Origin of the sequence: Streptomyces sp. NPDC008121 (genome assembly GCF_042957155.1) — a bacterium.
In the GTDB taxonomy this organism is placed as follows: Bacteria; Actinomycetota; Actinomycetes; order Streptomycetales; family Streptomycetaceae; genus Streptomyces.
Genome location: NZ_JBIBHT010000006.1, coordinates 413,202 through 435,028, shown reverse-complemented (window position 1 = coordinate 435,028; position 21,827 = coordinate 413,202). Strand labels below are relative to the sequence as shown.

The window sequence follows — 21,827 nt, the reverse complement described above, 5'->3', positions numbered from 1 at the left end:
CGGCCGGGGGTACTCAGTCGCCCACGTCGAGGGCCGTCAGGGCCGTCCGGCGGAGCTTGCCCGAGCGGGTGCGGGGGAGTTCGGGGACGAAGCGCACGCCCCGGGGGACGAAGACCGGCGCGAGGCGGGTGCGCGCCAGGGCCAGCAGCTCCTCCTCCACACGGGCCACACCGGCCTCCTCCCCATCGCCTTCGCCCGCCCTGGCCGCCCCCGCCCCCGCCGTGAGCTGGACGACGGCGTACGGAGCCAGGCCGCCGGCCGGGTCCGGGCAGGGGATGACCGCCGCGTCCGCGACCGCCGGATGCCGGCGCAGCACCGCCTCGATCTCCATCGGGGAGATCCGGTGGCCGTGCGACTTGAAGACCTCGTCCAGCCGCCCCAGCAACCGCAGGGACCCGTCCGCACACCACTCGCCCCGGTCGCCCGTGCGGTAGTACCCGTCGGCGAAGACCGCCTCCGTACGGTCCGGGCGGTCCGCGTACCCCCGCATCAGACCCGGCGGACGCTCCGTCAGGTCCACGCACACCTCCCCCGCCTCCGCCTCGGCGCCCGTCTCCGGGTCGCGCAGCACGATGCGGTAGCCGGGCAGCGGGTGGCCCAGCGGGGAGAGCGCCGCGGGGGTGCCCGGGGCGCGGCCGATCAGCGCGGTGGCCTCGGTCTGGCCGTAGCCGTCCCGGACCCTGACCCCCCAGGCCTGCTCGACGGCGTCCGCGACCTCGGCCGTCAGCGGCTCGCCGGCCGCCGTCGCCTCCCTCAGCCGGGGGGCGGCCGGGCCACCGGAGACGTACGGCAGCATCGCCCGCCAGGCGCTCGGCGGCGCGCAGAGGCTTTCCACGCCGTGGTCGGCGAGCACGCCGGGCAGGACGGCGGGCGGAAGGCCGCCGTCCGGGGGCGCGAGGACCGTCGCCCCCGCCGTCCAGGGGACGAAGAGGCTGGACCAGGAGTGCTTGGCCCAGCCGGGCGCCGAGAGGTTCAGATGCCGGTCGCCGGGGCGCAGCCCGCTCCAGTAGAGGCTGGAGAGGTGGCCGACGCCGTAGCCGGCGTGGCTGTGCTCCACGAGCTTGGGCAGCGAGGTGGTGCCCGAGGTGAAGTAGCAGAACGACGGGTCGGCGGCCCGGGTCGGGCCCGGGGGCAGGAAGGGCCGCCGGGCGGCCGGTCCGGTGTCCGGGTACGGCACCCAGCCCCGCTCCCCGGGCGGGGTGCCGTACGCGATCCGCAGCCCGGGGACCGGGGAGCCGGACAGGAGGGGTGCGAGCGCGGACGTGCAGATCACGTGCCGGATGCCGCCCCGGCCGATCCGGTCCGCGGCCTCGTCCCGGGTGAGGTCCTGGTAGCCGGGGACCACGACCGCGCCGAGCTTCACACAGCCGAGGAGCGTCTCCCAGAGCTCCACCCTGGTGCCGAGCAGCACCAGCACCCGGTCGCCCGCGGCGACCCCCAGCTCCCCGAGGGCCACGGCCAACGTGTCGGACCGCGCGGACAGTTCGGCGAAGGAGACCCGCTCGGCGACGGCGACCCGGCCGTCGCCGGGGTCCGGCGGGCCCAGGATCTCCAGGGCCGGCCGGTGGTTGTCCGCGGCGAGGACGTCGAACCATTCCAGCGCCCAGTTGAAGTGCTCGGCGCGCGGCCACCGGAAGGCCGCTCGGGCCGCCTCCCGGTCGCCGCGCAGCCGCAGCAGCAGATCACGGGCGGCGCGGTACTCCTCGTGCGCGGCCGTCCACCGGTGCTCGCGGTACGCCTCCTCGGCCTCCGCCCCGCCGGGCCCGTACGGGTTCACGAGGCCGCTCCGAGCAGCGCGGCGGCGATCGTGTCGGCGTCCCGGGTGAACGACCCCCACGGGCCCGGCCGGCCGCTGCCGACCTGGGTGAACCAGCGGGTGTGCTCGCTGGGGATGCCGATCACATGGGTGGCGGTGTCCACCGAGCCGTCCGCCCGGACCGGGTGGAAGGGGGCGTCCGTGCAGTCGATCCCACCGGTGACGAACGCGTCGTCGGCTTCCGGGGCGTTGACGAAGCGGCGGATGGCCCCGTCGGCGAGCAGCCCCCGGATCAGCGGATCACGGTCCGCGCCGATGTCGGTGCTCGGCACCCGGGCGTCGACCAGCACGTCGAGGGCCACCCAGGAGTTCTCCACCTGCGCGGACTCGACGGTGAAGCGTCCCGTCCCGGCGTCGGCGCCGAACCGGGCGCCGGGGCCGACCGGTTCGAGGACGCCGGCCGCGAGCAGCGCCAGGAACTGCTCCGAGCGCACCTGCGGCGGGCCGGTGGACACCATGGCGGCGACCGGGCCGAACTCCTCCAGGAACCAGCGGTGCGAGGCGGGGGTCAGACCGCCGAAGTCGACGACGGTCCTGATCGTCTGCCGTACGTCGCGGAGCACGTCCGCGGCCGCCTTCAGCGGCCCGTCCGCGTTGCCCAGCCGGGCCTCGGCGAGGTCCGCGCGCAACCACTCGGTGAGCACCTTGTGGAACTCCGCCGGGGAGCCGAAGCGGCGCCCGGCGAAGGGGCGGGCGAGCGTGTCGAGCCGGTGCAGCGGCCGGCGGTCGATGTCGTACGCGGAGGCCTGATCCCGCAGCAGGCGGAGGTCCGGCGGTTCGCGCCGGTCCAGCGCCCGCTCCGCGCGGTCGGTGAACCGCGCCGCCGCCTCGGCCCCGTGGGCCTGCCGGACGCGGCCGGCGAGCAGCACCAGATTCACCTCGGCCAGCAGCCAGGGCAGGACGTCCGCCGCGAAGTCGAGCGGACCGCCCGCCCTCAGCTCGGCCATCCGCTCGGCCGTGAACAGCCGCGCGCGGTAACGGTGGGAGGGATCCTTCTGGTTGGCCCCCCGGGTCAGCAGCGGGACCCCGCCGCGGGAAGCGGCAAGGATCCGGGGCTCCTTGCCGCTGGGCAGATACAGCAGGCCGTCCTGTCCCTCGGCGAAGGTGCCGCCGCGCCCCAGGGTCAGCTCGGTGACGATGTCGTAGAAGGTCAGGCCCATGCCGAGGACGCCGACCGACGCGCCGGCCGGGATGTCGGCGAGCGGCATCTCGCCGGCGGAGCCCCCGAGGACGTACCGCAGCGGGCGGGCGGGGGTGGAGTGCGTACGGGCGAACCGCTGCCACTCCCGCTGCCCCGCGTCGGGCTCGTTGACCGGGTGTCCGGTGGCGAGGACGAGCCGGTCCACGCTCAGCACGTCCCCGCTGTCGAGTCTCAGCCGGTGCGGGCCGTCCCCGGTCCGGTCGGCGCAGAGCACCCGGGCCGGGACGCGGCGCACGGTCAGGGGCGGCGGCAGGGTGGCCTCGATGCGCTCCATCACGTACGCGAGGTAGCGGCCGTAGACGACCCGGGGGGCGTAGCCCTCGGGCTCGGCGTGAGCGGGGTCGTCCCGCGCCCACCACTCGCCGAGGGTGGGTCCGGCGCCCGGCCGGTGCGGCCCGTCGTCGGCGGGCCCGGAGAACATGGTGACCTCCTGGGCCGGGGTGTTCATCAGGAACCACGGCGACTGGTCCGTGCGCCAGATCCGACCGGCCCCCGCCTCGTACGGATCCACCGCGTGGACCTCCACCGGCCGGGCCGGCGGGTCCGCGGCGCAGCGGGCGGCGAGCCGCTCCAGTACGGACAGGCCGCGCGGGCCCATGCCGGCGAAGGCGATCCGCAGCGGCTCGGCCGGCTCCCCCGCGCCGCCGGGGGCGGGGGCCGTGAGGCGCGAGGGCTCCGGCGGCGGGTCGGTCTCGGCGGCCTGGTCGTGTTCCCTGGCGACCCGGCCGAGCATGCCGGAGAGCTGGCGGGAGGTCATCGGGATGGTCCTTCGGCTGGTGGTGAGCAGCGGCAGGGAGCCCAGGTCGGTCCACTGGAGCCGGCCGTCCGGCGCGAGCGTGGAGCGTGCCTCCCCCCGGTTGTCCGGGTGGAGGCAGAACGGCACGTCGAGCAGGCCGCGGTCGAAGGCCTTGAGCAGGGCGATGCCGAGGTCGTCGGAGAGCGAGAGCACGGTCGTGACGAGGGTGCGGGCCTCGGTCAGGATCTCCTCGGTGTCGGTGGCGCCCGGCTCCGGCCGCCGGCCGCGGGCGCGGGCCTCGCGTGCGGCGTCGGCGGCGGTGCGCAGCGCCGTCAGGTTCTCCTCGACGGTGGGGATGCGGTGCGCCTCGGTCTCGGTCTTCACGATCAGGCGCTGCGCCCCGCCCCGGACGGCGAGTTCGGCGCTGCGGCGCAGGAGCAGGCGGGCGCCGGGCACGGTCCGTGGGTAGACGCCCATGTAGGTGTAGAGGACGATGTGCCGGTCCACCGCCGCCGGCAGGAACTCGTCGGCGAGCATCCGCAGGGCGGTGAGGGCGCCGGCGTCCTGGCCGGCGTGGGTCTGCTGGGCGTAGCTGAGGGAGACGCTGCGCGCGCCGTTCGCGGCGAAGAAGAGGCACTCCAGGACGGAGATCGCGACGAGCAGCGAGGGCGGGCAGAGCTGGCCGAGCATGCAGCCGCCGAAGGATTCCAGGTGGGCGCGGCGGCCGTGGTCGCGGCTCTCCTCGGTGAGGTACTGGACGGAGTCACGCCAGGCGGCGACGGACTCGGCGAGCGGGGTGCGGCCGTAGGGCAGGCAGTAGGAGGCGGGCCCGCCCTCGGTGGCGGAGAGGCCGGCCGCGGTCATGGTGCGGAAGATGGCCATGGGGTCGGCGGAGCCGTGTCTGACCTGGACGGGGGTGCGTCGGCCCGCCGCGGCGGCGACCCGGGCGCTGGTCTGCGGCCCGTGGCTGACGATGGGGAAGCCGTTCAGGGGCCGGCCGGCGCGGAGCGCGGCGGTGGCGGCGGCGTGGTCGCCGACCCGGGTGTAGCTGTCGATGGTGAGGGTGGCGACGGTCCGTTCGGGCAGCCCGGCGACGGCGGCGACTCCGGCGGCCATCTCCTGCGGCGAGAGCATGCCCATGCGGGGCTGGACGACGAGTTCGCCGGCGGCGGCCGCCTCCTGGACGAAGGTTCCGAGGTCGCCGGGGGCCGCGGCGTGTCGGGGCTGCGGGGGCTGGGCGGGATGGGTCACGCCGCGGCCCGCCCGGTACACGAGCCTCTCAGCTCGCTGAGGTGGTGGAGCAGGGCGGTCGGTGCCGTGCCGTCGGCGTACACCGCGTCGTAGCCGGCTTCGAGCAGCTCGGCGGTGCGCTCCTCGGCGCCCTGCGGGGAGATGCCGAGCAGCCCCCCGATGACCATGGGGATGGCGCGGGTCTCGCGGTCGGAGCGCAGGGCGCGGGCGGCGCGCAGTCCGTCCTGGTGGCCGTGGCCGTTGACCGAGCTGACGACGACGAGGTCGGGGGTCGTCATCCGGGCGGTGTCGACGAGGAGCTGGTCGGGGACGCAGGGCCCGAGGTTGAGGACGGAGTGCCCGTGCTCCTCCAGGAAGAGCTGGAGGTGGACGAGGTTCCAGGTGTGCGCGTCGGAGGATCCGGTGGTGAGCAGGACCCGACGGGAGGTCTCCGGGCTGCGCAAAGGGTGCGGCCTTGCGGAAGGGGTCATGGCTTCTCTCTCACGTGACGGGCTACGCGCGTCGCCGCGCACAGCACGGGTGCGGTACGGGGGCGGTACGGGTACGGGTACGGGACAGCTGCGGGGCGGGTACCGGGTGCGTACGGCGAAGGTGCGTACGGGACAGGTGCGTACGGGCGCGGTACGGGTGCGCGGGACCCGGCCCGGTCGGAACCGATGGGCGCCGGCGACCGGGCGGCCCGGGGCCGGGCGGCCGCGGGCAGGCCGGGTCCGGCCCGGCGGGTGTTCCGCCGGGCCGGCTCCGGGGCGGGGTCAGGCTCCCGCGCCCACCGAGGTGGTGATCTCGCCGGACTCCGGCGTGCGGGGCGCGGCGGGGCGGGCACGGACGGCGAGGACCGTGCAGCCTTCCGCGCTGGACATCTGGTGGCGGGTGCCGGGCTCCTCCACCACCAGGTCGCCGCGGTGGAAGCGGCGCCCGTCGCTGTGGTCGAGCGTCCCGTCGAGGACGAGCATCAGCTCGTGGCCCAGGTGCTCGTGGAAGTCGCCGTGCGCGCCGGGCGGGAAGCGCAGCAGCAGGGAGGCGGAGTCCTCGTCCTCGTCGGGGTCGGGACCCCACAGCACGACGTACTCCACGCCTACCCGGCCGGGTTCGGTCCACGGCACCCAGGGCAGGTCGGTCTGGTCGAAGCCGCTGCGGAGGACGTTCCGCATCACGGTGACGTCAGGCACGGGAGGTGGCCTCCGAGGTGACGGGCGCGCGTCCGGGCGCGCGCTGGGCGAAGAGGGACGGGATGCCGTCGGGGCCCCACGGCAGCGGGCCGTTGACGATGGGGGCGCCGATGAGGGAGCCGAACTCCCGCCAGGCGCCGTCGTAGTTGCGCACCCCACGGCGGCCGAGCAGCTCGTGGAGGACGAACCAGCTGTGGGCCGAGCGCCAGCCGACGCGACAGTAGAGGACGGTGGTGCCCTCCTCCCCCACCCCGGCGTAGACGCGCTCCAGCTCCTCGTCGGAGCGGAAGGTGCCGTCGGGGCCGACGGCGCTGTGCCACGGGATGTGCTCCGCCGAGAGCGCGTGCCCGCAGCGGACGCCGACGTCCTCGGGAACGCCCGGCGGGGTGTTGCTGCGCCCGACGTACTCCTCCAGGGAGCGGACGTCGAGCAGCCGGTGGCGGCCGATGTGGTCGAGCAGGTCCTCGCGGCGGGCGCGGACGGACTCGTCGGGCCGGGGGACGGGGTACGTCACCGGCGTCCGCTCGGGCGCCTCGTGGGTGAGCCGGCCGCCGACGGCCTCCCAGCGGGCGCGCCCGCCGTCCAGGAGGCGGAGCTCGCGGTGGCCGTAGAGCCGGAACTGCCAGTACCCGGCGGCGGCCCACCAGTTGTTGTTGCCGCTGTAGAAGACCACGGTGTGGTCCTCGGAGATCCCGTGCCGGCCGAGGAGGGCGGCGAAGGCCTCGGGGCCGATGACGTCCCGGCGTACGGCGTCCTGCAGGTCGCCGCTCCAGTCGAGGCGTACGGCGCCGGGGATCCGGCCTTCCTGGCTGCCTCCGTCGGTGATCTCGACGAGGACGAGGTCGTCGCCGGCGGTGCCTGCGGAGAGGTGCTCGTCGATCCGGTCGGTGGTGACCAGAAGCCTGTCACGGTTCATCGGCGCTCCGTTGAGGGAAGGGACGACGCGGGAAAGGGGGCGGGGCCCGTCACCACCAGTACGTCGGGTACTTGCCGATCACCCCGGTCCGGGACGCGACCAGGCCCACGGCGACGAGCAGCACGCTGCCGACGGTCAGCAGGACGAGGAAGCGGACCGGCGCCGGGTCCTGGAGGACGGCGAGGACGGCGGTGGCGGCGGCCGGGGCGTGGACGGCCCGCAGGAGGAGCATCAGGCCGACGGTGAGACCGGCGGCCAGGCCGGCGACCCACAGGGAGTCGCCGAGCAGGGCGACGGCGACGAGCCCGAGGGCTCCGGAGCCGACCTGGCCGAGGACGACGCCGCGGGGCTGGGCGGGGGGCAGCGCCGGCGTGCTGCAGATGATCATCGCGGTGGCGGCCAGCGGGGCGATCATCAGCAGGTGGCCGGTGGCCTCGCCGAGCGCCACCAGGATCAGCAGCGAGACGACGGTGGCCAGGGTGCCCAGGGCGGCCGGGCGGCCGCCGGGGAAGGGCGGGGCGCCGCCCGCCCAGCGGCTCGGCTTCGGCGGGGCGGCCGCGCCCGCGGCCGTCTGTGTCCGGTTGCTCACGGGGTTCTCTCCTTGCCGGGGCGGGCGGTCGTGCGACGGGGACGTGCGTCGGGCGGAGGGGCCGGTCAGCGGTGGGCGCCGGTGAAGTAGCGCCGGGCCTGGCGGTGGACGACCTTGCCGATCTTGTGGCCCATCTCGATGCCGGGTCCGTTGTCGAAGGACCAGTGCATGCCGCCGTACACGCGGGAGATGCCGGCCTGGGCGGCGGCCTCGGTGAAGGTGGGCCAGATGAGCACGACGTCGGTGTGCGGCGTGATGCCGGGCTCGACGGTGGAGGTGCCGGCCTTGAAGCGGTAGGAGTCGCCGAACCGGTCGGAGCCGGTGAAGCGGCGCAGGAACTCGGCGGCGGCGCCGGAGAAGGTGCTGTGCCCGGAGACGGTCGCCGGGAACGGCGGCACCGCCACGTACGCCTCCCAGTCGACGCCGTCCATGGTGACGGTGCCCTGGCCGGGGCCGCCCCAGGAGCGCAGCTGCTGCCCCCGGCGGTCGTACGGGATGAGGGTGGACGGCCGGGCGAAGTCGTACTGGAGTTTGACGGCCCAGGAGCCGATGGCCGCGTCGCACTCGGCCATGTTGAGGCCGAGGAAGAGCTTGGCGTCCTCGTCGACGTCGTAGCCGTCGCGGGCGGACACGAAGCGGCCCCACATCTGCTGGGCGCCGGGCGGGGTGACATCGTCGTTGAGCCAGAACTCGGCGATGCACTTCTGCTCGTCCGTCAGATGGGCGCTGATGTCGATGAGTTCCTCGATCGCCGCCGTCATCCGGACCGAGGGGTACGCGGGCGGGGCGGGGACCGTGAACTGGTCGGGGCGGCTGAGCGCGAACGGCTTCATCAGCGCGAACTGCGGGGTGAGGTACTTCTGGAGCTTGCCGCCGACGACCAGCGGGGTCCAGTGCTCGGCCGCGACGACCGTGGACGGGTCGAAGGCGCCGGCGGTCTGCGGCGGGTTCTTCGGCTGGTAGCCGGTGGTGTCGGCGTACGGGGGCGTGCCGAGCTGGTTGGCGCCGTCGCCGTGGCGGTAGGCGAGGACGGCCCTGGCCGTGCGGAGGCCTATCCAGGCAGGGGTGTTGCGGCGCGGATCGGTGAGTTCCGGGTCGTAGCCGAGGCTGCGCAGCATCGAGTCGATGGCGACCTTGTACTCGGGGAAGAAGTCGAGCAGGGCCAGGTGGGCGGCGTAGCTGATGGCCTCGTTCTTGTTGTCGAGCGTCCGCTCGGCGCGCGGGCGGCGCAGGGAGCCGCCGAAGCGGGTGCCGGAGGCGACCCGGTCGTAACAGGCCCAGGCGTCGTAGATGCAGTTGTGGACGACGGCCAGGACGCGGGCGTTGACCGTGGCGGGGCCGAAGCGGTTGCCGGCGGCCTGGTAGCGGCCCAGGATCGCGTCCATCGTGGCCTGGTTCCAGCGGATGACGACGCTGGGTTCGGCGCCGGCGCCCGGGGCGCGTCTGCCGGTGCGGGTCTCCGCCTCGAAGCTCATCGGGACCGCGCGGGCGGCGGGGGCCGCGAGAGCGAGGGCACCGGCCGTGGCGGCGGAGGCGGTGAGCACGCGGCGCCGCGTCAGCGGGGCGCGGACGGCGGTGGCGGTCGTCGGGTGGGCGTCGGGGCGGTGAGACATCCGTGGGATTCCTTCGCATCGTACCGAGAGCGGACGGACTCGGTCCGGGTCCGCGGTTCACACACGAACTCGAACAGTGCTCAGGCTGGCGAGATTTGATCGCGCAGGGCAACGGCCTATCGGCTTCTTCCATCGCAGGCATGCAAGGAAGCGATGGGCGTCGCGGTGGCCTCGGGAGGTGGCTAGCGTGGGGCCACGACACCGACGGGCCGACGGGCCGGCCGACGGGCGGCGCCGCACACCGCCCCGGGCCCCGCGCACCCGTCACCGAGCCCGTGCGAGGCGGCCCTCGCCCGGTGGGCCCCGCAGTCGGCGACGGCCGCCCACCGGCCGCTCCCGCGCTCCTCGGCACCTCCCCGCACGTCCCGGTCCGTACGTCGCCGCGCTCCTCGACAGCTCGTCGCACCCCTCCGCAGTCCGTCGCACTTCTCCGCACTTCCGCGCACCCCTCGGCGGTCCCGAGCGCTTCCGAGCCGCTCGCGGGCTCCCGCCGCACTTCGGCGGAATCCGACCGGTGCCCCGCTCTCCGGAGAGCCCTCCCGGAGCCCCCTCATCCCGCCTCGCATCGAGTCGACTTGGAGATGCCGCGCATGACCGTTTCCCCGCACCTCAGACCCGTCCGCAGGACGACCCCCGCCCCGGCGTCCACGCGACGTTTCGACCACCTCGCACCGCGCCTGCACCGGTACGGCCTCACGATGCTCCGGGCCGGCCTCGGCGGGGTCTTCGTGTGGTTCGGGGTGCTCAAGGTGATCGGACTCAGCCCGGCCGCCCGGCTCGTCGTCGACGTCATGCCGTTCGCGACCGGCGGATGGTTCGTCCCGGCGCTGGGCTGGGGCGAGGTCGCCCTGGGGGTCTGGCTCGTCTCCGGGCGGGCCCTGGGCGGCGCGCTCCCGGTCCTCGTGGCGCACCTGTGCGGCACGTTCGCCGTCCTCGTCCTCACCCCGCGGATGGCCTTCGAGCACGCCAATCCCCTGCTGCTGACCCTGGTCGGCGAGTTCGTCGTCAAGAACGTGGTGCTGCTGGCGGCCGCCGTCGTGGTGACGACCCGGCCGAGGAGCGGCCCCTGAGCCGGCCGCTCGCCTGCCCACCCGCACCCCTCTGACCTGGGGTTTTACGTTTCCCGCGGGCGCGCGGACACGCTGACACTGGCATCATGGCACTGAGTGTGTTTTGCTGAGGGTACTCAGTGCCATCAGCGTTGCCACAAGCGTCGCCGAACCGCGTCTTTAGGGGAGTTCCAGATCATGGGCAAGGACTTCGACCTGTATCGCCCGTCCGAAGAGCACGAGATGCTCCGGGAGACGGTCCGTGCGCTGGCGGAGGCGAAGATCGCGCCGTTCGCCGCGGCGGTGGACGAGGAGGGCCGGTTCCCCCAGGAGGCGCTGGACGCGCTGGTGGCGGCCGATCTGCACGCGGTGCACGTGCCGGAGACGTACGGCGGCGCGGGCGCGGACGCGCTGGCGACGGTGATCGTGATCGAGGAGGTGGCGCGGGCGTGCGGGTCGTCCTCGCTGATCCCGGCGGTCAACAAGCTCGGCTCGCTGCCGGTGGTGCTGTCCGGTTCGGAGGAGCTGAAGCACGCGTATCTGGGGCCGCTGGCCAAGGGGGACGCGATGTTCTCCTACGCCCTGTCGGAGCCGGACGCCGGTTCGGACGCGGCGGGGATGCGGACCCGCGCGGTCCGTGACGGCGAGGACTGGGTCCTCAACGGTGTGAAGCGGTGGATCACCAACGCGGGGGTGAGCGAGTACTACACGGTGATGGCGGTCACCGACCCCGACAAGCGGTCCAAGGGCATCTCGGCGTTCGTGGTGGAGAAGTCCGACGAGGGCGTCTCCTTCGGCGCGCCGGAGAAGAAGCTCGGCATCAAGGGCTCCCCGACCCGCGAGGTCTACCTCGACAACGTCCGGATCCCCGCGAGCCGGATGATCGGCGCCGAGGGCACCGGGTTCGCCACCGCGATGAAGACCCTGGACCACACCCGGATCACCATCGCCGCCCAGGCCCTCGGCATCGCCCAGGGCGCCCTGGACTACGCCAAGGGTTACGTCACCGAGCGCAAGCAGTTCGGCAAGCCGATCGCCGACTTCCAGGGCGTGCAGTTCATGCTCGCCGACATGGCCATGAAGCTGGAAGCCGCCCGCCAGCTCACCTACGCCGCCGCCGCCAAGTCCGAGCGCGTCGACGGCGACCTGACCTTCTTCGGCGCCGCGGCCAAGTGCTTCGCCTCCGACGTCGCCATGGAGGTCACCACCGACGCCGTCCAGCTCCTCGGCGGCTACGGCTACACCCGCGACTACCCCGTCGAACGCATGATGCGCGACGCCAAGATCACCCAGATCTACGAAGGCACCAACCAGATCCAGCGGATCGTCATGGCCCGCAACCTCCCGTAACCGCCTCCCACTTGACCGCTTGATCGTTTGAAAGGAGCCAGGCCGTGACCCTGAGGATCGCTGTCTGTGTGAAGTACGTACCCGACGCGACCGGCGACCGCGGCTTCGCCGACGACCTGACCGTCGACCGCGACGACGTCGACGGCCTGCTGTCGGAGCTGGACGAGTACGCGGTCGAGCAGGCGCTGCGGATCTCCGAGGAGTCCGACGACGCCGAGGTCACCGTCGTCACGGTCGGCCCCGACGACGCCAAGGACGCCCTGCGCAAGGCGCTGTCCATGGGCGCCGACAAGGCCGTCCACGTCAACGACGACGACATCCACGGCACGGACGTGATCGGCACCTCCGCGATCGTCGCCAAGGCGCTGGAGAAGACCGGCTTCGACCTGGTCCTGTGCGGCATGGCCTCCACCGACGGCACGATGGGCGTGCTGCCCGCGCTGCTCGCCGAGCGGCTCGGCCTGCCGCAGGTCACGCTCCTCTCCGAGGTCTCGGTGGCGGACGGTCTCGTGAAGGGCCGCCGCGACGGCGACGCCGCGACCGAGCTGCTGGAGGCCCCGCTGCCGGCCGTCGTCTCGGTCACCGACCAGTCCGGCGAGGCCCGTTACCCCTCCTTCAAGGGGATCATGGCCGCCAAGAAGAAGCCGGTCGAGGAGCTGGACCTGGACGACCTCGGCATCGACGCGGACGAGGTCGGCCTGGCCGGCTCCTGGACGCTCGTCGAGTCGGCCACGGCCCGCCCGCCCCGCACCGCGGGCACGATCGTCACGGACGAGGGCGACGGCGGCAAGCAGCTCGCCGCCTTCCTGTCCTCCCAGAAGTTTATCTGACCCACCGTCACTACCGTTCAGGAGCAAGGAATCATGGCTGAGATCCTGGTTCTCGTGGACCACGCCGACGGTGCGGTCCGCAAGCCGGCGCTCGAACTCCTCACGCTGGCCCGCCGGATCGGCGAGCCGACGGCCGTCGTGCTCGGCGCCGGCGAGGCGGCGGCCTCCGTCGCCGCCACCGCCGGGGAGTACGGCGCGGCCACCGTGTACGTCGCGGACGGCGCCGAGTTCGGCGAGCAGCTCGTCGTCCCGAAGGTCGACGCGCTCACCCAGATCGCCAAGGACAAGGGCGTCGCCGCCGTCCTGGTGACCTCCTCCGGCGAGGGCAAGGAGATCGCCGCGCGCGTGGCCCTGCGCCTCGGCTCGGGTCTGATCACCGACGCCGTGGAGCTGGAGGCCGGCGACGAGGGCCCGGTCGCCACCCAGTCCGTCTTCGCCGCCTCGTACCAGGTGAAGTCGCGGGTCTCGCACGGCGTGCCGGTCATCACCGTCAAGCCGAACTCGACCGCGCCCGAGGCCGCCCCGGCCGCCGGCACGGTCGAGGAGGTCACCGTCGCCTTCACCGGCAACGCCGCCCGGGTCGTCTCGCGCACCCCGCGCGTCTCCACCGGCCGCCCGGAGCTGACCGAGTCCGCCATCGTCGTCTCCGGCGGGCGCGGGGTCGGCGCGGCCGAGGGCTTCGGGGTCGTCGAGAAGCTGGCCGACTCGCTCGGCGCGGCGGTCGGCGCCTCCCGCGCGGCGGTCGACGCCGGCTGGTACCCGCACGCCAACCAGGTCGGCCAGACCGGCAAGCAGGTCTCGCCGCAGCTGTACATCGCGGCGGGCATCTCCGGCGCGATCCAGCACCGCGCCGGCATGCAGACCTCGAAGACGATCGTGGCCGTCAACAAGGACCCGGAGGCCCCGATCTTCGATCTGGTCGACTACGGCGTGGTCGGCGACCTGTTCGCCGTCCTGCCGCAGCTGACGGACGAGATCGGCGCCCGCTGAGGCGGCCGGTCCGTCGTCCAGGCCGGTCGGGGCCGAGGCGACGGACCGGCTCGGGTGACGGAGAAGGGCCGGATGGTGGCACTGGGTGCCACCATCCGGCCCTTCTCGTCGCCCGTCTCCCGGTTCGCCCCCGTCAGAGCCAGCCGTCGAGGGGGACCTCTTCGCAGAGGCGGACGACGGGGTGGGCGGCCTCCGTGCCGGCGGAGGAGAGCCGGACCCGCACCCCGGGGCGCACCGCGTGCGGCGGGCCGTCGACCCGGCAGCGGACGACGAAGCCCTCGGTCATGTGGACGGGCCAGAGGTCCGCCTGCGCGGCGGTGAATCCCCGGCGTACGGTGATCACGCCCTCGCCGTCACTGCGTTCGGGCGCCAGCTCGGTCGACCCGCAGGTCGGACAGAGCAGACGCTGGTACGTATGGGTGTGGCACCAGCGGCAGCGCTGGAAGTAGAGCTCGGCGTCTGCGCCCGATTCCTCGGTCCGGACGGCGCACCCGCTCCTCAGTCCCGTGTGGAACACGATGCCTTCTCCTTGCACTCGGCGGCTCGACCGTGCAGGGCAAAGATATGGCACTGAGTGCCATATAATAAAGACCTGAGTTCCCCTAATTGAAGATACTCAGAACCCTGTCGGGCGCAGGCCCTCGGCTCAGCTCTCGCCGATGCTCGACTCCACCTCACGGACCACCCGCCACATGGGGGTGGAGCGCTTGGTGATCACGACGACGACGTCCTCGGCCTCCTCGGCCGGGCCGGCCGGGGTGCCCTCCGGGCTCCAGGTGTCCCGGACGAACTCCAGGGCGCTGTCGACCTCCGCCAGCGGGTCCCCTTCGCCGCCCGAGCGCAGCCAGTGGCGCAGGGCGTGGTTGTGCGCGGCGACCACGGCCGCGGCGACCACGTTGGCGCGCAGGGTGCCGTCGCGCCGGCCGGCGAAGCGGGTGCGCAGATAGTCGCCGAGGGTCTTCTCGTACCGCCAGACGACCGAGAGTTCGTAGGTGCGCAGGCCCGTCACCTCGCGGGTGAGGCGGTAGCGCTGGACGGAGAACGTGGGGTTCTCGGCGTACATCCGCATGACCAGCCGGGCCGCGTCGCAGACCCGGACCAGCGGGTCGTCGCCGTCCTCGCTGGCGGCGAGGAAGGCGGTCATGTCGGCGAGGCACTGTTCGTGGTCCGGGAAGACCACGTCCTCCTTGGACGGGAAGTACCGGAAGAAGGACCGGCGGCCGACCCCGGCCGTCCGGACGATGTCGTCCACGGTCGTCTGTTCGTACCCCCGCTCCAGGAAGAGCTGGAAGGCCGCGGCGATGAGGGAGTCCCGCATGCCGGGCTTCGCGGAGCTGGTCGACGCTGTTCCCGTTCCCATGGCCCGAACCTAACACCCCGGGGACGCCGAAGCGGCACTTGGTGCCACGCGAAGGCGGCACCAAGTGCTACGAAGCGTCCGGGCGGGTCACGGCCCTCCGGGACGACGGGTCAGCGGGCCGCCATGCGCAGGGCACCGTCCATCCGGATCGTCTCGCCGTTGAGGTAGTCGTGCTCGGTGACCATGGTGACGAGCCGGGCGTACTCCTCGGGGCGGGCCAGGCGCTGCGGGAAGGTGACGCTCGCGCCGAGCCCGGCCCGGATCTCGTCGCTGAAGCCGGCCATCATCGGCGTGTCCACGATGCCGGGCGCGACGGTGACGACCCGGATGCCGAACTGCGCGAGGTCGCGGGCGGCGGTGACGGTCATTCCGGCGACCCCCGCCTTGGAGGCGGCGTAGGCGATCTGGCCGACCTGGCCCTCGAAGGCGGCGATGGAGGCGGTGTTGACGACGAGTCCGCGCTGGCCGTGCTCGTCCGCCTCCTGCCGGGCGATGACCTCGGCAGCGAGGCGCATGACGTTGAAGGTGCCCAGGAGGTTGACGTTCAGGACGGCGCGGAAGAGGTCGAGGTCGTGGGGGCCCTTGCGGCCCAGGATGCGGGCGGAGGGCGCGATGCCCGCGCAGTTGACGGCGAGCCGCAGCTCGGCGCCGTCGGCCTCGATCCGGGCGAGGGCCTCGCGGACGGGGCCCTCCTCGGTGACGTCGGCGGCGAGCAGGGTGACGCCGTCGGGCAGGGGGCCCGAGGCGGCGACGGCCTTGTCCAGGTCCAGGCCGTAGACGGTCGCGCCGCGCGCCGCGAGGGCGGCGGCGGTGGCGGCGCCGAGGCCCGAGGCCGCTCCGGTGACGAGCGCGGCGGATCCGGCGATGTCCATGATGCTCCTTGCGGGATGGGTCGTCAGACGGGGGTCAGCGGACGAGGGACCGGCTGATGACCAGCCGCTGGATCTGGTTGGTGCCTTCGAAGATCTGCATGATCTTGGCCTCGCGCATGTAGCGCTCTACCGGGAAGTCGCGGGTGTATCCGTACCCGCCCAGCACCTGCACGGCGTCGGTCGTCACCTTCATGGCGGCGTCGGTCGCGACCAGCTTCGCCGCGCTGGCCTGACGGCTGAACGGGCGGCCGAGGTCACGGCGGCGGGCCGCGTCCAGATAGGTCGCGCGGGCGGAGTCGACGGCGGCGGCCATGTCCGCCAGGAGGAAGCCGAGCCCCTGGTGGTCGACGATCTTCCGGCCGAAGGTGGTGCGCTCGTTGGCGTACGCGACGGCGGCGTCCAGGGCGGCCTGGGCGAGGCCGGTGGCGCAGGCGGCGATGCCCAGGCGCCCGGAGTCGAGGGCGCTGAAGGCGATCTGGAGCCCCTGCCCCTCCTCCCCGATGCGGCGGTCCGCGTCGACGAGCGCGCCGTCCCAGTGGGCGGAGGTGGTGGGCACGGCCTGGAGGCCCATCTTCCGTTCCGGCTTCCCGAAGGTCAGACCGTCGGTGGCGCCCGGGGCGAGGAAGCAGGAGATGCCGTGGCTGCCCGGGGCCGTACGGGCGAAGAGGGCGTAGAACCCGGCCTTGCCGCCGTGAGTGATCCACGCCTTGGTGCCGGTGATCCGGTACGCGTCCCCGCCGGGGCCGTCGGTGGTGCGCTCCGCCCTGCACGTCAGGGCGGCCGCGTCGGAGCCGGCCTGGGGCTCCGAGAGGCTGTAGCCGCCGACCAGCTCGCCTTCGAGCATCGCCGGCAGCCAGCGCTCCTTCTGCTCCGGGGTGCCGAAGGAGTGCAGCGGGTGGCAGGCGAGCGTGTGGACGCTGGTGGCGACGGCGACGGCCGCCCAGCGGGCCGCCAGCTCCTCCAGGACCTGGAGGTACACCTCGTAGGGCTGGCCTCCGCCGCCGAACTCCTCGGGGTACGCGAGGCCGAGCAGCCCGGCCTCCCCGAGGGTGGCGAAGAGACCTTCGGGATACGTCTCGGCGGCCTCGTGCTCGTCCACGCGGGGGGAGAGCTCCTTGTCGGCGATCTCCCGCGTGAGGGCGATGAGATCCGCGGCTTCGGGGGTGGGAAGCAGGCGGTCGACATCCATGGCGACTCCAGTGACACTCGGCACCACCGGGTAAGCGGTACTGGGGGTGGTACGGCAGTACCGGTTAGCGTAGCGCAGAAGGGTGTCGGCGTAACCCCCCGGAAGGACCGCCCGGCATACTGTTCGGGTGATCGAGACCTCAGCCGCCGGCGCGCCCAAGCTGACCGGCCGCGGCGCCGCCCGCCGGTCCGCCCTGTTCGAGGAGCTGGTGGCGCTCCTGGTCGGCGAGGGCTTCGCCCAGCTGACGCTCGACGACCTCGCCGCGCGGCTGCGCTGCTCGAAGCGCACCCTCTACGGCCTGGCGGACAGCAAGGAGCAGCTCGTCCGGGCGGCCGTCGTCCACTTCTTCCGGCGCGCGACCACCCGGGTGGAGTCGGTGCTCGCCGCCGAGACCGAGCCGGCCGAGCGGCTGGCCGCCTATCTGCGGGCGGTGGCCGCCGAACTGGCCCCGGTCTCCCCCCGGTTCTTCGACGACGTGGCCGCCTTCGAGCCGGCCGCGGAGGTGTACGAACGCAACACGCGCGCGGCGGCCGGGCGGGTGCAGCAGCTGATCGAGGAAGGCGTGCGCGCGGGCGTCTTCCGCGACGTCCACGTGACCTTCGCGGCCGATGTCATCGCCTCGGTGATGGTCCGCATCCAGCAGCGGCAGGTGGCGTCGGCGACGGGCCTCGCCGACGCGGAGGCGTACGAACAGCTCGCGGAGCTGCTGCTGAACGGCCTGACGCGGCCCGGCACGGCCTGACGAGGCCCCGCGGGAGCGCCTGCCTGGCGTTCCCGGCATGATTCACACGCAGGACACCCCCTAGAACTCGTCGTCGGTGTGCGGGAGGCGGTCGGTGCGCAGGGCAGCGTCCAGGGCGGCCGCCGCGCCCGGGGTGTGCTCCTCCACCAGGCCCGCGGCGACCAGGTCCGCGACGCGCGTCCCGCCGAGGTAGCAGGCGCCGAGGTCGCGTACGTCGAAGGAGAGGTCGACCGGGTCGCCGGTCGGCTCGTACCGTGCGCTCCGCCCGTCCACCGCGAGCCGGAAGCGGCCGGAGTTGGCCGGGACGCGGGCGTCGTGCACCTCGAGCACCAGCTCCGCGGCGGCGGCCCAGCTCCGCGCGGTCAGCGCCGCCCCGACGTCCACGAGCCGCACCCACAGGGCGGGGAACTGCCCGGTCACCCGCACCTGGTCGCGGTCGGCCGCGAAGAGCAGCAGGGGGTCGTCGAGCGGGCGGCCCCAGGCGCGGACGGTGCCGGTGAGGTCGACGGCGGCGAGGTACGTCCAGAGGGCGGCGGCGACGGCCGGGGTGTCGGCCTCCAGCTCGTCGACGCGGACCAGGCCGGGGGTCCGGGTGTCCTCGTTCTCGCCCTTGGTGCGGTAGACGGCGTAGCCCGCGAGGGGGTCGCCGAGGGCGACGATCCGGGGCGGGGACAGCTCGTCGTCCTCCTCGTCCTCGTCCGCGAGCCATTCGCCGCTCCAGCGCTCCTCGTCGCGGGCGACCCGTCCGGCGCGCAGGGCGCGGGTGGATGCGTAGTACGGGCCGACGGCGGCGGGCGCGTCCGCCGGGTCGACGAGGCGCAGCGGGCGTTCGTCGGGGGCGATGCGCAGGGCGAGGGGGCGCCGCGAGTCGATCTCGACGAGGGCGCCCTGGGTGGCGGGTCCGAAGCCGAACCGGCCGTAGATGGCGTCCTCCGAGGCCCACAGTGCGGCGATCGGCTCCCGGCGCTCGCCGCAGCGGCGGAAGAGCTCGCCGAGCATGGCCGAGAGCACGCCGCGCCGGCGGTGGGTGGGGGCGACGGAGACGAAGGTCAGGCCCGGACAGGGCAGGTCGCCGCCGGGCACGGAGAGGGTGAAGGGGTGGGCGGCGACGAAGCCGACCAGGGTCTCCCCGTCGTAGGCGCCGACGCGTGCGCAGGGCAGCATCAGTGCGCGGTGGTGCTTGCGCTTCGCCTCGTCGGGGCGTTCGTGGAAGACGAGGTACGCGAGGTCGAGGGCGCGGTCGAGATGGGCTTCGGGTACGTCACGAATCTCCATGATCCGGACCCTAACCGGCGGGGGTCGCACCGCCGCGCGTCCGCGTCTCGATCCCGACCCGGCCGGGACCGGCCCGTACCGTCGGGCTCCGGCCCGTACCGTCGTGCTGTGTCGTGGGGCCGGAGCGCCACAGTCGCCTACGCGACGGAGCCTATCCGTCCGGCGGGTGCGCGCGGCCCGTCGTGGTGGATGGGGGTGTGCGCGCCCGTGAGGGAGACGCCGCTGCCGCCGCGGCGGTTGGCGACGATCTCCGCGGCGATGGAGATCGCCGTCTCCTCGGGGGTGCGGGCGCCGAGGTCGAGGCCGATCGGCGAGCGCAGCCGGGCCAGTTCGATCTCGGTGACGCCGACCTCGCGCAGCCGCTTGTTGCGGTCCTCGTGGGTGCGGCGGGAGCCCATCGCGCCGACGTAGGCGACGGGAAGCTTCAGGGCTGCTTCGAGCAGCGGGACGTCGAACTTGGCGTCGTGGGTGAGGACGCACAGGACGGTGCGTCCGTCGGTCTCGCCGGCCTCGGCGGCGGCCTTGAGGTAGCGGTGGGGCCACTCGACGACGATCTCGTCGGCGTCGGGGAAACGGGCCGGGGTCGCGAAAACGGGTCGGGCGTCGCACACGGTGACGTGGTAGCCGAGGAACTTGCCGACCCTCACCAGCGCGGAGGCGAAGTCGATCGCGCCGAAGACGATCATGCGGGGGGCGGGGACGGAGGACTCGACCAGAAGGGTGAGGGGCTGCCCGCAGCGGCTGCCGTCCTCGCCGATCTCCACGGTGCCGGTCCGGCCGGCGTCCAGCAGGGCGAAGGCCTCGCCGGCCGCCGTGCGGTCCAGCTCGGGGTGGCCGCCGAGGGTGCCGTCGTACGACCCGTCGGGACGGACCAGCAGCGCCCGGCCCAGCAGGTCGGCGGGGCCGCCGACGATCCGGGCCAGGGCCGCGGCCTCGCCGGAGACGGCGGCCTGGAGGGCGGCGGGGAAGACCCCGCCGCGCACCGGGGTGACGAGGATATCGATGATGCCGCCGCAGGTCAGACCGACCGCGAAGGCGTCCTCGTCGCTGTATCCGAAGCGCTCGACGACGGTCCTGCCGTCCTCGAGGGCCTGTTGGCACAGCTCGTAGACCGCGCCCTCCACACATCCGCCCGAGACCGATCCGATCGCCGTGCCGTCCTGGTCGACGGCGAGCGCGGCGCCGGGCTGCCGGGGCGCGCTGCCGCCGACGGCCACCACGGTGGCGACGGCGAACTCGCGGCCCTGCTCGACCCACCGGTGCAGCTCTTCGGCGATGTCCAGCATCTCGAACTCCTCGATACGTGTGTGGAGGGCGGCGGTACGGGCGTCAGCTGACGCCCAGCCAGCTCTCGATCGGATGGATCGCGAAGTACACGATGAAGATCGCGGTCAGGCCCCACATGAAGGCGCCCACTTCGCGTGCCTTGCCCTGCGCCACCTTGATGACGGCGTAGGAGATGACACCGGCCGCGACACCCGTGGTGATGGTGTACGTGAACGGCATCAGGACCACGGTGAGGAACACCGGGATCGCGACGGAGCGGTCGCTCCAGTCGACGTGCTTGGCGTTCTGCATCATCATCGCGCCGATGACGACCAGGGCCGCGGAGGCGACCTCGGCGGGCACGATCGCGGTGACCGGGGTGAAGAAGAGGCAGGCCGCGAAGAAGGCGCCGGTGACGACGGAGGAGAGGCCGGTGCGGGCACCCTCGCCGACGCCGGTGGCGGACTCGACGAAGACCGTCTGACCGGAGCCGCCGACGCCGCCGCCGATGACACCGCCGGCGCCGTCGATGAAGAGCGCCTTGGACAGGCCGGGCATGCGGCCCTTGTCGTCGGCCAGGTTGGCCTCGGAGCCGACACCGATGATGGTGGCCATGGCGTCGAAGAAGCCGGCCAGCACCAGGGTGAAGACGATCATGGTGATCGTGATGTAACCGACGTCGCCCCAGCCGCTGAAGGAGACCTCGCCGATGAGCGAGAAGTCCGGGGCGGAGACGGCGCTGCCGTGGAGCTCGGGCGAGCCGGAGAACCAGGCTCCCGCGCCCTTCTCCGGGATGTCGGCGACGGCGTTGGCGATCAGGGCGAGGACCGTGCCGGCGACGATGCCGATGAGGATGGCGCCCGGGACGTTGCGGGCCTGCAGCGCGAAGATCAGCAGCAGGGTGACGGCGAAGATCAGGACCGGCCAGCCCTGGAGTTCACCGAGGGGGCCGAGCGTGACCGGGCCACCGCCGGGGGACGGGTTCTCGTGCACGAACCCGGCCTTGACGAAGCCGATGATCGCGATGAAGAGACCGATGCCGATGGTGATCGCGTGCTTGATCGCCAGCGGTATCGCGTTCATGATCATCTCGCGGAGGCCGGTGACCACCAGAAGGCAGATCACCACACCGTAGGCCACACACATGGCCATGGCCTGCGGCCAGGTCATCACCGCGATGACCTGCGAGGAGAGGACACCGGAGACGCTGAGACCGGCGGCCAGGGCAAGCGGGACCTTGCCCCAGAAGCCCATCAGGAGGGTCGTCACCGCGGCGGCGAGAGCCGTCGCCGTGATGAGCGCGGGCTGGCTGAGGACGTTGCCGTCCACATCCTTGCCGCCGAGGATCAGGGGGTTGAGCAGGAGAATGTACGCCATCGCCATGAAGGTGGTGACGCCGCCGCGGATCTCCGTCGCGACGGTGGATCCTCTCTCCGAGATGTGAAAGTACCGGTCGAGCCAAGAACGGCCGGAGGGGACGTTGGAGCCGGAGCCCGCGTCCTCCGAGGCGGTCTTGGGCTCCACAGACGACTGGGTCATGGGGCCTACTCCCAAGGTTCAAAGGGGCACCCGCATAAGACTGGGGAAGTCAGAGACGCTGCGGGATTTGGGAT

General features: G+C 73.4%; 19 protein-coding genes. 5 read left to right on the top strand and 14 right to left on the bottom strand.

The annotated features are described in order from the left end of the window. Positions 1-13 precede the first annotated feature (13 nt). The 7 genes from ACFZBD_RS22275 to ACFZBD_RS22245 form a co-directional block, all read right to left on the bottom strand. Entirely contained in the window at positions 14-1,777 is a 1,764-nt protein-coding gene (locus ACFZBD_RS22275; RefSeq protein ID WP_391142023.1) for an AMP-binding protein, read from the bottom strand. Then, positions 1,774-5,004, bottom strand: coding sequence for an FAD/NAD(P)-binding protein (locus tag ACFZBD_RS22270; RefSeq protein ID WP_391142022.1), 3,231 nt, complete (start codon positions 5,002-5,004; stop codon positions 1,774-1,776). The genes ACFZBD_RS22275 and ACFZBD_RS22270 overlap by 4 nt, the downstream gene beginning before the upstream one ends. Next, positions 5,001-5,474: a cobalamin-dependent protein gene (locus ACFZBD_RS22265; RefSeq protein ID WP_391142020.1), complete on the bottom strand. Its 474-nt coding sequence runs from the start codon at positions 5,472-5,474 to the stop codon at positions 5,001-5,003. The genes ACFZBD_RS22270 and ACFZBD_RS22265 overlap by 4 nt, the downstream gene beginning before the upstream one ends. Positions 5,475-5,756: 282 nt before the next feature. Continuing rightward, positions 5,757-6,173 (bottom strand): cupin domain-containing protein, encoded by a 417-nt coding sequence (locus ACFZBD_RS22260; RefSeq protein WP_391142017.1) that lies wholly within the window; start codon positions 6,171-6,173, stop codon positions 5,757-5,759. Continuing rightward, positions 6,166-7,089, bottom strand: a complete 924-nt coding sequence (locus tag ACFZBD_RS22255) for a rhodanese-like domain-containing protein (protein ID WP_391142014.1) — start codon at positions 7,087-7,089, stop codon at positions 6,166-6,168. The genes ACFZBD_RS22260 and ACFZBD_RS22255 overlap by 8 nt, the downstream gene beginning before the upstream one ends. Before the next feature lie 49 nt (positions 7,090-7,138). Further along, complete coding sequence (locus tag ACFZBD_RS22250; protein ID WP_391142011.1) at positions 7,139-7,678, bottom strand: HPP family protein; 540 nt, start codon at positions 7,676-7,678, stop codon at positions 7,139-7,141. 65 nt (positions 7,679-7,743) lie between these two features. Further along, positions 7,744-9,291, bottom strand: coding sequence for a DUF6851 domain-containing protein (locus ACFZBD_RS22245; RefSeq protein ID WP_391142008.1), 1,548 nt, complete (start codon positions 9,289-9,291; stop codon positions 7,744-7,746). 590 nt (positions 9,292-9,881) lie between these two features. Here ACFZBD_RS22245 and ACFZBD_RS22240 point away from each other — a divergent pair. The 4 genes from ACFZBD_RS22240 (at position 9,882) to ACFZBD_RS22225 (ending at position 13,510) form a co-directional block, all read left to right on the top strand. Continuing rightward, positions 9,882-10,361: a hypothetical protein gene (locus ACFZBD_RS22240; RefSeq protein WP_391142006.1), complete on the top strand. Its 480-nt coding sequence runs from the start codon at positions 9,882-9,884 to the stop codon at positions 10,359-10,361. A gap of 177 nt (positions 10,362-10,538) precedes the next feature. Then, the gene (locus ACFZBD_RS22235) at positions 10,539-11,690 is read left to right on the top strand and encodes an acyl-CoA dehydrogenase family protein (RefSeq protein ID WP_391142003.1); all 1,152 of its coding nucleotides are present in this window, start codon (positions 10,539-10,541) and stop codon (positions 11,688-11,690) included. 44 nt (positions 11,691-11,734) lie between these two features. Next, positions 11,735-12,520: an electron transfer flavoprotein subunit beta/FixA family protein gene (locus ACFZBD_RS22230; protein WP_391142001.1), complete on the top strand. Its 786-nt coding sequence runs from the start codon at positions 11,735-11,737 to the stop codon at positions 12,518-12,520. A 33-nt stretch (positions 12,521-12,553) separates the two neighbouring features. Further along, positions 12,554-13,510 carry an FAD-binding protein gene (locus ACFZBD_RS22225; protein ID WP_391141999.1) on the top strand — a complete coding sequence of 319 codons (957 nt, stop codon included), beginning with the start codon at positions 12,554-12,556 and terminating at the stop codon, positions 13,508-13,510. Between the two features lie 133 nt (positions 13,511-13,643). On the opposite strand, the gene ACFZBD_RS22220 is transcribed toward ACFZBD_RS22225, so the two are convergent. From ACFZBD_RS22220 to ACFZBD_RS22205, 4 genes are all read right to left on the bottom strand, one after another. Further along, complete coding sequence (locus tag ACFZBD_RS22220; protein ID WP_391141996.1) at positions 13,644-14,027, bottom strand: zinc ribbon domain-containing protein; 384 nt, start codon at positions 14,025-14,027, stop codon at positions 13,644-13,646. 129 nt (positions 14,028-14,156) lie between these two features. After that, positions 14,157-14,870, bottom strand: a complete 714-nt coding sequence (locus tag ACFZBD_RS22215; RefSeq protein ID WP_391141994.1) for a TetR family transcriptional regulator — start codon at positions 14,868-14,870, stop codon at positions 14,157-14,159. 110 nt (positions 14,871-14,980) lie between these two features. After that, a complete protein-coding gene (locus ACFZBD_RS22210; RefSeq protein ID WP_391141992.1) occupies positions 14,981-15,742 on the bottom strand; it encodes an SDR family NAD(P)-dependent oxidoreductase in 762 nt (253 codons plus the stop codon). A gap of 34 nt (positions 15,743-15,776) precedes the next feature. After that, positions 15,777-16,931, bottom strand: a complete 1,155-nt coding sequence (locus tag ACFZBD_RS22205) for an acyl-CoA dehydrogenase family protein (RefSeq protein WP_391141990.1) — start codon at positions 16,929-16,931, stop codon at positions 15,777-15,779. A gap of 127 nt (positions 16,932-17,058) precedes the next feature. Here ACFZBD_RS22205 and ACFZBD_RS22200 point away from each other — a divergent pair, with 127 nt between their 5' ends. Then, the gene (locus ACFZBD_RS22200; protein ID WP_391141987.1) at positions 17,059-17,673 is read left to right on the top strand and encodes a TetR family transcriptional regulator; all 615 of its coding nucleotides are present in this window, start codon (positions 17,059-17,061) and stop codon (positions 17,671-17,673) included. Between the two features lie 60 nt (positions 17,674-17,733). On the opposite strand, the gene ACFZBD_RS22195 is transcribed toward ACFZBD_RS22200, so the two are convergent. From ACFZBD_RS22195 to ACFZBD_RS22185, 3 genes are all read right to left on the bottom strand, one after another. Continuing rightward, positions 17,734-18,948, bottom strand: coding sequence for a GNAT family N-acetyltransferase (locus tag ACFZBD_RS22195; protein WP_391141985.1), 1,215 nt, complete (start codon positions 18,946-18,948; stop codon positions 17,734-17,736). Between the two features lie 137 nt (positions 18,949-19,085). After that, on the bottom strand, positions 19,086-20,234 hold the full coding sequence (locus tag ACFZBD_RS22190; RefSeq protein WP_391141982.1) for an XdhC family protein: 1,149 nt from the start codon (positions 20,232-20,234) through the stop codon (positions 19,086-19,088). Positions 20,235-20,277: 43 nt separating this feature from the next. Next, on the bottom strand, positions 20,278-21,753 hold the full coding sequence (locus tag ACFZBD_RS22185; RefSeq protein WP_391141980.1) for a solute carrier family 23 protein: 1,476 nt from the start codon (positions 21,751-21,753) through the stop codon (positions 20,278-20,280). Positions 21,754-21,827 lie beyond the last annotated feature (74 nt).